This is a genomic window from Bacillota bacterium (genome assembly GCA_040754675.1).
Lineage (GTDB): Bacteria > Bacillota > Limnochordia > Limnochordales > Geochordaceae > Geochorda.
The window spans coordinates 1-3,882 of record JBFMCJ010000394.1; the positions used below are offsets into that span (position 1 = coordinate 1).

Annotated in this window: 5 protein-coding genes; 2 read left to right on the forward strand and 3 right to left on the reverse strand. The window is 62.6% G+C overall.

The features are described 5' to 3' along the window. A partial coding sequence (locus tag AB1609_17600) for a hypothetical protein (GenBank protein ID MEW6048262.1) occupies positions 1-188 on the forward strand: 188 nt, incomplete at its 5' end. Positions 189-225: 37 nt separating this feature from the next. Here the strand turns inward: AB1609_17600 and AB1609_17605 are convergent. Genes AB1609_17605 through AB1609_17615 form a run of 3 tightly spaced genes read right to left on the reverse strand, consistent with a single transcriptional unit; the run spans position 226 to position 3,376 of the window. Next, complete coding sequence (locus AB1609_17605) at positions 226-882, reverse strand: lactate utilization protein (GenBank protein ID MEW6048263.1); 657 nt, start codon at positions 880-882, stop codon at positions 226-228. Beyond that, on the reverse strand, positions 879-2,393 hold the full coding sequence (locus AB1609_17610) for an MmgE/PrpD family protein (protein ID MEW6048264.1): 1,515 nt from the start codon (positions 2,391-2,393) through the stop codon (positions 879-881). Before AB1609_17610 ends, AB1609_17605 begins: the two co-directional genes overlap by 4 nt. Beyond that, the gene (locus AB1609_17615) at positions 2,390-3,376 is read right to left on the reverse strand and encodes a GntR family transcriptional regulator (GenBank protein ID MEW6048265.1); all 987 of its coding nucleotides are present in this window, start codon (positions 3,374-3,376) and stop codon (positions 2,390-2,392) included. The genes AB1609_17610 and AB1609_17615 overlap by 4 nt, the downstream gene beginning before the upstream one ends. Here AB1609_17615 and AB1609_17620 point away from each other — a divergent pair. Continuing rightward, positions 3,345-3,882: GntR family transcriptional regulator (locus AB1609_17620; GenBank protein MEW6048266.1), on the forward strand; the 538-nt coding region annotated here is incomplete at its 3' end. The two genes, AB1609_17615 and AB1609_17620, sit on opposite strands and share 32 nt — an antisense overlap.

Consider the following 3,882-nt stretch of genomic DNA (forward strand, 5'->3'; position numbering starts at 1 on the left):
CCCGGGCCGCCTCCGGCCTGAGGATGATCCTGATCCGGGTTTCATGCCGGCTGGCCATACCCATAGAAGGTCCCCTCTACCTGGGGATGCGGGGCTCGGCTTCTCTACGCTGCAACACGAGGTTTCACCGGGAGCTTGCGATCTCCTGCTTCACTCGGCCGTCCCCGGCGGACCGGGGGAACGGGTGAAGGTTCCCAGGGGGAGCCGGCTGGACATCTGTCGGTGTCAGTATCCGAGCCTTTGCCCCACGATTATCACATGGAAGTCAGTGTTGAGGCGCGGACGCGCCTCCAGGATGGTGACTACGCGGCACTGACGCGTGGGGGGCAGGCAGGAAGTGCAGCGCCCGCTTACGGCACATGGGGTGCGGGCGTTCTTCGCGTGGTAAACCATGGGGGCAGCGACGTTCTTGGCCCGCCACAGCCCTTCTTCCACGTCTTTCACCAGCTTGTTAATCCCGGCCACTACGATGACGCGCCGCGGCCCAAAGATCATGGCGTTGACCCGCGTGCCGCTGCCGTCCACGTTGACCAGCTTGCCATCGAGCGTAAGGGCGTTCGTGCTGCAGAGGAAGACGTCAGCCAGGAGGCGGCGGCGGGCCGCCTCGCGTGCTTCTTCCTCGCTGTCGAAGTCCTGCCAGCCGTCCTCGATCCGGTGTCCCTGGTCCCGGAGCAGGCGGGGGAGGTCCAGTTCGCGGATGGTCACCGAACCTCCTATCGCTACCGTGGCCCCCGGGGGGATGAGGGACAGGACCACCCGCCGTGCAGATTCCGGGTCGGAGGCATAGAGGGCGTTGAATTGATTATTGCGCAGTGCGTCAAGGCACTTCTGCACCTGCGATTGGGTGAACCATTCCCTCACATCGCGGGATGTTTCGTTCATGTTGCTGCCTCCCCGCATTGACTTTGGTTGGGGCGAGTCAGGTGGAGGAGCGCACGTACGTCCCTCAGACCTCTGATCCCGAGCGCCCACTCACGGATGCGGTCCACGGTGCTCTGATCCAGAGCCAAGGGGCCGCTTTGAGGGCGCCAGGCCAGGAGAGCCGAGAACTTGCGCTGAAGTTGAGCGTCTGTCAGGGGCTGCTCGGGTGTGCCAGACGCGTGCTGCACGAGGTGGCGGACGACGTGGCCGTCGTACAGCTCGATGGAGACCTCGGCCTGATCCTGGTCCAGTCTGGAGTCGGGCGTGACATGTACCCTGGCCCGGACGTCGGTGATCAGGGGGTCGAGCACGCGGCCGTCGGTGAAAGACTGCATGGCCACGGTTCCGTCCACGAGGGCCACGGCAAGGCAGTGGTAGACTGAGAACTTACCCTCGAGGCCGGAGACGGGATTGGCGTTTCCCGTAAGCTCAAGCACCAAGGGATGGCAGCGGGCGTGGATCGATTTCACCGACGTAGGCTCCAGGCGGTGTTCTCGCCGCAGTGCCAGCACGCCGTCTATGGCGGGGTGAGTTACCACTCCGCATGGGTAGGGTTTGAAGCCGGAGGCCAGGAGTTCCCATTTAATCCCCCAGTCTTCGGTGAGCCTCCAGAGGGCTGGTTCGTCACAGAAGACGTGGCAGAATCCCCGACGGCCTTCCAGGCTTTCCGGAGCACTGGTGAACCCCTCCCTCGCCAGCAGCGCCGCGAGCAGTCCATTCTGGGCTGCTTTGCCGGCGTGGAACGGCTTGGTCATGGTCCCGAACATGACGCGCAGTCCTGAAGCTTGCGCCGCCGCAAGCCCAAGCGCGCTCGTCATTTGGTCCTCGTTGAGGTGGAATAACTTGCCGCACGCCGCAGATGCGCCAAACACTCCGGCTGTGCCAGTCAGGTGCCACCCGCGGTTGTAATGACCCGGGTGCAGGCACAGGGCCACCCGGGAAGCAGTTTCGTAGCCTGCCACAAAGGCTGTCAAGAACTCCTCGCCTGAGACCTCGCTGTGCCCTGTATCTCGTTCTCCTGCCCCGGGAAACACCGTCGGGTCGTCGATGGCAGCAAACAAGGCTGCCAGCACAGGCGTGTAGCCATGAAGGATCGTGGGAAAGTGGGTGTCGTCGAAGTCCAATACATGCGCCATTGAGCCGTTAATGAGGGCTGCCCACAAACAATCCGCACACTCCGGGCGACCGATCAGGGTGGCTCGCGGGGCCGAACCTGTCGCTCGCGCCACAGACAGTAGTTTATCTACGACTGGGTGATGTGAGGCCCCCAATGCCACCCCCAGGAAGTCCAAAACGCACTGCTCGGCCCTGTGCTTTACCGTATCCGGGATATCGCACGGCTGAAGGGCCACGACCTGAGCCGCCAACTGGCGCGTGAACGGGCCTGTGGCATCCTGGATGGTTGGCGGGACGCTCGATCGTTGTTTCGCAAGCTCCACTACCCGTCTCTCCTCCTTAGCCGGGTTGTTCATGCTCGGACCGGGCTCTTGGCGGCCTGGGCGGCCCTGCACGCCGCGAGCACATGCTGGGAAGCTGCTTGCTCTGCGCGGTCGCCGTCCCGGTCGACCAGAGCACCCAGGACAGCCTCGTGCTCCTGGAGGGTCTGGGAGGGTCGGCCGGAAACCCCCAAAGACTGTAACATGAAAAAGTGTATTTGGTTGCGGATGCGCTCCAGGAAGTTCATTAACACATGGTTGCGTGTTGACCTGGCGATCGCCTCGTGGAACTGGAGGTTAATGCGGGCCAGTTCTGGTACGTTCCCCTCGTTCGCCAGTTCGTACGCCTGTTTCATGAGGGCCCTCAGCCCCTCAAGTTCATCCGGGGAGATGCGGTCTGCAGCCAGCCGGGCTGCGAAACCTTCCAGGACCGCTCGCACCTCATAAAAGTCTTGCAATTCTTCCGGGGTCAAATTAATGACTTGAGCCCCTTTAAAGGGGGTGTACTGGATCAGGCCGTCCCGGGCAAGCATTTTGAGAGCTTCCCGAATCGGTATGTGGCTCACCCGTAGCTGTTGCGCCAATTCTCGCTCCACCAGCCTCTCCCCTGGCTGGAACGTGCCGGAGAGAATGCCGTCGCGGAGACGCTGGTATACAGCGTCGCTTGCGGAGGTGCTGGTAATTGGCGGAAGATCCCTGCGCATGGCGTGCCTCCGCTCTATGCTAGATGCTATAGGATCTTGCTCCTTAGTTGTTCGCCGGCGGGACCCAATTCCCTCCTGATGCTCGGCGGGCACCCAGGGCGAGTGGTGAGTTACGGGTGGGGTGGGCCCTGCGCTGGTGCCGGTAGCCGGGGGCAGAAGGAAAACCGCTGGCGGCGTCGAAGTATCCCATACGAAATGGTATACCACGCAGTATGCGAGGCAGCAGACTAGGTAGTATGCATCGCGGCATTCCCTTCTGTATGCACAGAACAGGAGTGGGAACATGGGAGCAGGCGGTACCAGGGCCATGGCCATGGGCAAGGCAAAGGCCAAGGAGTCGGTCTACCAGACCCTGAGGGGTGAGATTGTCGCCGGCGTACTTAAGCCGCGGGAACCATTGTCGGAGTACCAGATTGCTGCCCGCCTGGGAGTCAGCCGCACGCCGGTAAGAGAGGCTCTCAACAGGTTGGCTGCGGAAGGCCTGGTGGAGATGGGGACCCGGGGTATGGTGGTGGCCGACCTTGACGTGGAGGACATCCGCGACATCTACCAGGTGCGCACCGCGCTGGAGAGCCTGGCTGCCCGTCTTTCAACCTACCGTTTCGAGGAGGCCGATTTCCGCCGCATGGAAACCATGATCGAGGCTATGGCGGATCGGCTGTCGGCGGAGGATTATGTCGGGCTCTCTCAGATCACACGAGAATTCCACTGGTTCATAGTGCAGCGGTGCGGGAACCGGCACCTGGTGGCAGCGGTGCGGGGACTGCTCGACCAGTGCCAGCGTTTCCGGGCGGCCTCCATGTTTTTCACTTTACGCCGGG